This window comes from Zoogloea sp., from assembly GCF_028693495.1.
In the GTDB taxonomy this organism is placed as follows: domain Bacteria; phylum Pseudomonadota; class Gammaproteobacteria; order Burkholderiales; family Rhodocyclaceae; genus Zoogloea.
This window is the reverse complement of record NZ_JAQUVG010000136.1, coordinates 1-6,670: the sequence shown is the minus strand read 5'-3', so window position 1 is coordinate 6,670 and position 6,670 is coordinate 1. Positions and strand designations below refer to the sequence as shown.

General features: G+C 63.2%; 6 protein-coding genes and 1 pseudogene. 5 read left to right on the top strand and 2 right to left on the bottom strand.

Features of this window, described 5'->3' with window-relative positions:
* Both PHD22_RS15830 and bamE read right to left on the bottom strand, forming a co-directional pair.
* Window positions 1-806, bottom strand: an 806-nt coding sequence (locus PHD22_RS15830; RefSeq protein ID WP_299869037.1) for a PAS domain-containing protein, incomplete at its 3' end; no start/stop codon positions are given.
* A 61-nt stretch (window positions 807-867) separates the two neighbouring features.
* Window positions 868-1,350, bottom strand: a complete 483-nt coding sequence (gene bamE / locus PHD22_RS15825; protein ID WP_299869034.1) for an outer membrane protein assembly factor BamE — start codon at window positions 1,348-1,350, stop codon at window positions 868-870.
* Between the two features lie 134 nt (window positions 1,351-1,484).
* On the opposite strand from bamE, the gene PHD22_RS15820 reads away from it, so the two are divergent.
* The 5 genes and pseudogenes from PHD22_RS15820 to PHD22_RS15800 form a co-directional block, all read left to right on the top strand.
* Window positions 1,485-2,609 (top strand): branched-chain amino acid ABC transporter substrate-binding protein, encoded by a 1,125-nt coding sequence (locus tag PHD22_RS15820; RefSeq protein WP_299869031.1) that lies wholly within the window; start codon window positions 1,485-1,487, stop codon window positions 2,607-2,609.
* 60 nt (window positions 2,610-2,669) lie between these two features.
* On the top strand, window positions 2,670-3,782 hold the full coding sequence (locus PHD22_RS15815) for a branched-chain amino acid ABC transporter substrate-binding protein (RefSeq protein WP_299869028.1): 1,113 nt from the start codon (window positions 2,670-2,672) through the stop codon (window positions 3,780-3,782).
* A gap of 87 nt (window positions 3,783-3,869) precedes the next feature.
* Complete coding sequence (locus tag PHD22_RS15810) at window positions 3,870-4,802, top strand: branched-chain amino acid ABC transporter permease (RefSeq protein WP_299869040.1); 933 nt, start codon at window positions 3,870-3,872, stop codon at window positions 4,800-4,802.
* 13 nt (window positions 4,803-4,815) lie between these two features.
* A pseudogene (locus PHD22_RS15805) lies at window positions 4,816-5,915 on the top strand (ABC transporter ATP-binding protein).
* Window positions 5,912-6,670: ABC transporter ATP-binding protein (locus tag PHD22_RS15800; RefSeq protein ID WP_299869025.1), on the top strand; the 759-nt coding region annotated here is incomplete at its 3' end. The pseudogene PHD22_RS15805 and the gene PHD22_RS15800, both read left to right, overlap by 4 nt.

Below are 6,670 nucleotides of genomic sequence, written 5' to 3'. Positions count from 1 at the left end.
GGCGGCAGGGGATGGAGAAGATTGCCATTGGCGATCTCGCCAGCCAGCTCGCAGCTGGTCCGGGCGACCTGATGGAGGCGGCGGGTGGTCAGGCCCACGCCAACGACGGTGAGGGGCAGGCCCAGGGCTGCCAGGATCAGCAAGATCCTTTGCTTGGCCTCGTAGCGCCTGTCTGCCTGGAGAAAGGCTTCCCTGGCCTGGGGGTCGGTGGTGGCCAGCTGCTGCAGCGCGTCCCGTGCTTCCCCCAGACTGTAGAGGCCGCTGGCACCCAGGCCCACGCAGGCAAAAGCGAGACCTGCGCCCAGCAGGCGTATGCGTGCAGAAAGACTGATGCGCTCGCCCAGGCGTGAAAGCAGGGCCATCGGCCCCGACGGGGCGAGCTGACCTTCCTCCAGGCGGAGGGAGGGGTTCTGCCACATCCGGGCATACAAGGCTTCGGCTGCGGCGATTTCCTCGCGCGGAGCCTTGATGCGGACCGACATGTAGCCGGAACCGTCGGTCAGAGGGGTGGCGGTGGCCTTGACCCAGTAGTGGTCGCCATTCTTGCGTCTGTTCTTGACGATGCCGCTCCAGGGGCGGCCGGCTTCAAGGGTCGCCCACATGTCCCGGTAGGCTTCCGGGGGCATGTCGGGATGGCGCAGGAGGTTGTGGGGTTCACCGATCACCTCGCTCCGGGCATAACCGCTGGCGATGATGAATTCGTCGTTGCAGAAAGTGATGTGCCCTTTCTGGTCCGTGCGACTGATGATGGCGGCCCCATCCTGGAGGGGGTATTCCTTTTGGGTGACAGGCAGATTCTGACGCACGACGAGCTCCGGTACATATCTTCAACTTGTCATAACGTCCGGAAGGCGCCAGTCTTTAGCTTTAACCGCGCACTTCCTGACTTTTGCTGGTGTGGGTGACCCGCCCCTCCTGATCAAAATGTACGTTGAAGAAGATTTCCGTGTTTACGTCGGGAGGCTGGCGCCAGTCCCAGACCTCTTCTTGCTTGAGCGGGAATGCCTGAACGGAACGGGGCTTTCCGAGCAGGCGGCGAACCTGGTCCTTGGTCCAGCCGGGTTCGATCCGGGCGTAGTTGGCGGGCGTCAGCGCATTCTCGATCCGGATCAGGATGTTGTCCGGGCCGATGGTGGCCATGAAGCACTCGGTGCCCTCCGGCTGCCGGGTGTACTCCCAGGTGACGCTGCCGTCGTCGTTGCGCCATTCGATGCCAGGGGTGCCGAGCTTGTCGCGGACATCGTAGCCGGTAGAGACGCCGGGTTTCAGTTCCTTCAGGGTCACCGCGTCGCAGGCGGCGAGTCCAAGGGCGGCGAGGGCACCAAGAAAAAGCGTGAGTAGTCTGCGCATGGAAAGGGCTCTCCATTGAGTCCATGTTAAAACCCGATCCGCGCAGCGGTTCAGGGATGGTTAAAATCCGGCTCATGATGGGCGGATTCCATGACGCCTCATTCTGGCATGAAGACCCGACAGGAGGACGACTCATGAAGCACAGGATTCTGGCTCCGGCCATGGCAGTAGTGATGCTGGCGGCAGGTGGCGTGGTCCAGGCCAGCCCCGTGGTGAAGATCGGTTTTGCCGGCCCCCTGACCGGGCCGATTGCGCATGTGGGCAAGGATGAGCAGTATGGCGCCCAGCTGGCCCTGGAGGATGCCAACGCCCGTGGTGTGTCCATCGGGGGGCAGAAGCTGAAATTCGAGCTCGTGGCCGAGGATGACCAGGCTGATCCCCGGACGGCGACCACCGTAGCCCAGCGTCTGGCCGACGCCGGTGTCGGGGGCGTGGTGGGCCATGTGACGTCGGGGGCCTCGATTCCGGCCTCGCGGATCTATGAGCAGGCGGGAATTCCCGCAGTGACGCCGTCCTCGACCAGTCCCAAGCTGACCCAGCAGAAGTTCCGGACCGTTTTCCGGGTCATCGCCAACGACAATCAGCAGGGGGCCGCGATGGCGAAGTTTGCGCTGGAGGGGCTCAAGGCCCAGCGCATCGCCGTCATCGACGACCGGACCGCCTACGGGCAGGGACTCGCCGATGCACTCGTGGACAGCCTCCGGAAGGCTGGCGTGAAGGTGGTGGGCCGGGAGTTCACCAACGACAAGGCCACCGACTTCGCAGCCATCCTCACCAAGCTGAAGGCGGTCCAGCCCGATGCGATCTTCTATGGAGGCATGGATGCCCAGGGTGCGCCGCTGCTCAAGCAGATGAAGCAGCTGGGCATCAACGCCCGCTTCCTGGGGGGGGACGGTGCCTGTACCGCCGAGATGATCAAGATTGCCGCAGCGGCCATGAGCAGCGACGTCTACTGCACCCAGGCGGGTATTCCTATGGACAGGATGCCGGGTGGAAAGGATTTCAACGAGCGTTTCAAGAAACGCTTCGGTGTGGCGGTCCAGCTGTACGCCCCCTACAGCTATGATGCTGCCACGGCGCTGATCGAGGCCATGAAGGCGGCCAATTCCACCGATCCTGCCAAGTATCTGTCCCAGATGCAGAAGATCGCCTTCAAGGGGGTCACCGGCAAGATTGCCTTCGATGCCAGCGGCGACAGCCGGGAAGGAGGGGTGACCCTCTACCAGTTTGCCAACGGCAGGTGGGAAGCGCGGCCCTGAGCGGTCGGCCCCGAAGTTGCTTTTGATGCGTAGTCCCATACCAGAACAGGAGAAAACCGCATGAAACACCGCCTTGTTGCCGTTGCCGTGCTCGCAATTGGTGCATCTGCCGCCCATGCCCAGGAAGTTGTCAGGATCGGTGCGACCGCGCCCCTGACCGGCACTCAGGCGCATCTGGGCAAGGACATTGAAAACGGGGTTCGCCTGGCCGTGGAGGAATACAACGCCAGGGGTGTCACCCTCGGTGGCCGGAAGGTGAAGTTCGAGGTGATGGCCGAAGACGACCAGGCTGACCCGAAAACGGCGACTACCGTCGCCCAGCGTTTTGTGGACAGCAACGTGAAGGGGGTGGTCGGCCACCTCAATTCCGGTGCTTCCATTCCTGCCTCACGGATCTACAACGAAGCAGGTGTTCCCCAGGTGTCTCCGGCCTCCACCAACCCAAAACTGACCCAGCAGGGCTTCAAGGCCACCTTCCGGACCATCGCCAACGATGTCCAGCAGGGTCTCGCCATCGGCAAGTACGCGGCGACCGTCCTGGGCAGCAAGGTAGCGGTGATCGATGACCGTACGGCCTACGGACAAGGTCTGGCCGATGAGGTGGTCAAGGCGGTCAAGGCCAGTGGGGGGGCGGTGGTGAGCAGGGAGTTCACCAGTGACAAGGCGACCGATTTTGCGGCAATCCTCACCAAGCTCAAGGCCGCCAGGCCGGATGTGATCGTGTATAGCGGCATGGATGCCCAGGCCGGCCCGATGCTCAAGCAGATCAAGCAGCTGGGGATCAGCGCCAAGTTCATCACCGGTGACGGCGGTTGTACTGGCGAGATCATCAAGCTGGCCGGGGATGCGATCACCTCCAGTGCTTACTGTACCCAGCCCGGCCTGCCCCTGGAGAAGATGCCTGGTGGCAAGAACTTCAACGAGCGCTTCAAGAAGCGCTTCAATGCGGATGTGCAGATCTACGCGCCCTACGCCTACGACGCGGCCTCGGCCATCATCGAGGCCATGAAGGCGGCCAACTCCGCCGAGCCGGCCAAGTACGCGCCGCAGATCGCCAAGGTGAGCTTCCCTGGCGTGATCGGTACCGTCGCCTTCGACGCCAGGGGCGACATCAAGGACGGTGCCGTGACCGTCTACCAGTTCAAGGCCGGCAAGTGGGAGCCTGTCCAGTAAGCTTGGGTGTGGAGCACGCGGGGGCGGATGCATCCGCCCCTCGTGACTTCCGTCCCTGCATTCATCCACTCCTTTCCGGTCGTACCCATGGAAACCCTTCTCCAGCAAACCGTCAATGGCCTCGTCGTGGGCAGCGTGTATGCGCTCGTCGCCCTCGGCTACACCATGGTCTATGGCATCCTCGGGCTGATCAACTTCGCCCACGGAGACATCCTGATGGTAGGAGCTCTGGTGGCCCTCGAAGCCATCCGCCTGCTCCAGATTTACGCACCGGACCTGGGCCTGATCCCGACACTCCTGGCGGGGCTGTCGGTGTCCGTCGTGGTGTGCATGCTTCTCGGCTTCACCATTGAGCGTACGGCCTATCGTCGTTTGCGCAACGCGCCGCGACTGGCGCCCCTGATTACCGCGATCGGCGTCTCCTTCCTGCTCCAGACCATTGCGATGATCATCTGGGGGCGGAATTACCATACCTTTCCCCAACTGGTGTCCACCGCGCCCATGGAGCCTCTGGCCGGGGTGTTCATCACGCCGGTTCAGGTCACCATTCTGGTGGTGTCGGCGGTGTTGATGGTGGCGCTGATGCTGCTGGTCCACAAGACCCGCCTGGGGCGTGCCATGCGAGCGACGGCCGAGAACCACAAGGTGGCCAGCTTGATGGGCGTGGATACCAACAAGATCATTGCTGCCACCTTCATCATCGGTTCCGCGCTGGCCGCCGTGGCGGGGGTGATGTTTTCGTCCAATTACGGCATTGCCCACTACGCGATGGGTTTCATGCCCGGCCTCAAGGCCTTCACGGCGGCGGTGCTGGGGGGCATCGGCAACCTGGGCGGCGCCGTGCTGGGTGGTCTGGTGCTGGGGCTGGTCGAATCCATCGGTGCCGGCTACATCGAAGACATGAGCTTCGGTTTCCTCAATTCCAGCTACCAGGACATCTTCGCCTTCCTCATCCTCGGCATCGTGCTCATCTTCCGGCCGACCGGGCTGCTGGGCGAGCGGGTGGCGGACCGGGCCTGAGGACAAGCGGATCATGAACGAACTCGCCAACGCCATTCCCTGGCTGGGCAAGCGCAACCCGGCGGCGGCCCGCTGGGTGGTCATTGCCCTGGCCCTCGCCGCGCCCCTCATCGCCATGCTGTTTGGCAAGAGCTGGGTGCGCATCCTGGATTTTGCGCTGCTCTATGTGATGCTCGCCATCGGCCTCAACCTGGTGGTGGGTTTTGCCGGCCTGCTCGACCTGGGCTACATCGCCTTTTACGCGGTGGGGGCCTACACCTTCGCCTTCCTGGCCTCGCCCCATTTCGACCTGCACCTGCCCTTCTGGCTGGTGCTGCCCCTGGGGGCGGTCTTTGCGGCCCTGGCCGGCATCATCCTGGGCTTGCCCACCCTGCGCCTGCGAGGGGATTACCTGGCCATCGTGACCCTGGGCTTCGGCGAGATCGTGCGGATCTTCATGAACAACCTCAACCATCCGGTGAATATCACCAATGGTCCCCAGGGCATCAACATGATCGACCCGCTGGTGCTGTTCGGCTGGGATATTTCCCGTCCCCTGAAGATCGGCGAAGAGATCAGCGTCAATTCCCTGTTCCTTTACTACTATTTCTTTCTGGCCTGCGTGGTGGGGTCGATCATCTTTGTCCAGCGTCTGCAGGTTTCCCGGGTTGGCCGGGCGTGGGCGGCGATCCGCGACGATGAACTGGCAGCCAAGGCCATCGGCATCAACACACGCAACATGAAGCTGCTGGCCTTTGCGCTCGGGGCCACCTTCGGCGGAGTGGCCGGCGGACTGTTCGCGGCCTTCCAGGGGTTTGTGTCGCCGGAGAGCTTTTCCCTGATGGAGTCCATCGCGGTGCTGACCATGGTGGTCTTCGGGGGCATGGGCAACCTGGCCGGAGTGGTCGTCGGGGCGCTGGTCCTCACGGCGCTGCCCGAGATCCTGAGCACGTGGCCGTACCGGTGCAGCAGACCCTGTTCGGACAGGTGCTGCTGGATCCGGAAGTGTTGCGGATGCTGCTCCTGTCACTGGCGATGATCCTGATGATGCTGCTCCGTCCGGCGGGCATGATCCCCGCCCAGAGCCGCTACTCCCGGCCCGAGTTGGTGGTGGGGAAGGAGGCTGGCCAGTGATCACCCTCCTCGACGCCCGCAACATCACCAAGCGTTTCGGTGGCCTCACGGCCCTGTCCGATGTGTCCCTGACCATCCGCAAGGGTGAGGTGTATGGCCTGATCGGCCCCAACGGGGCAGGCAAGACCACCTTTTTCAACGTGCTGACCGGTGCCTACGTACCCGAGGAGGGCGAGCTGGTCTTCAATGGCAGTGAACTGCCCACCGGCAAGCCCCACGAGGTGGTGGCCGCCGGCATCGCCCGGACCTTCCAGAACATCCGCCTGTTCCGGGAACTGACGGCCCTGGAGAACGTGATGGCCGGACACCACATCCGCTCCACGGCGAATCCCTTTTCCATCCTGTTCCAGACCCGCCATGCCCGGGAGGAGGAGCGCCTGATCACCGAGCGGGCCTACGAGTTGCTGCGCTACGTGGGCATCGAACGCTTTGCGGATACCGTGTCGAAGAACCTTTCCTACGGGGACCAGCGCCGCCTGGAGATTGCCCGGGCCCTGGCCACCGAGCCGCAGCTGCTGGCCCTGGACGAGCCCGCCGCCGGCATGAACGCCACCGAAAAGGTTTTGTTGCGTGAGTTGATCGACAAAATCCGCAATGACAACCGCACTATTTTGCTCATCGAGCACGATGTCAAGCTGGTGATGGGCTTGTGCGACCGCGTCACGGTGCTCGACTATGGCAAGCAGATCGCCGAAGGCACGCCGGCCGATGTGCAGAAAAACGAAAAAGTAATCGAAGCCTATCTGGGCACCAGC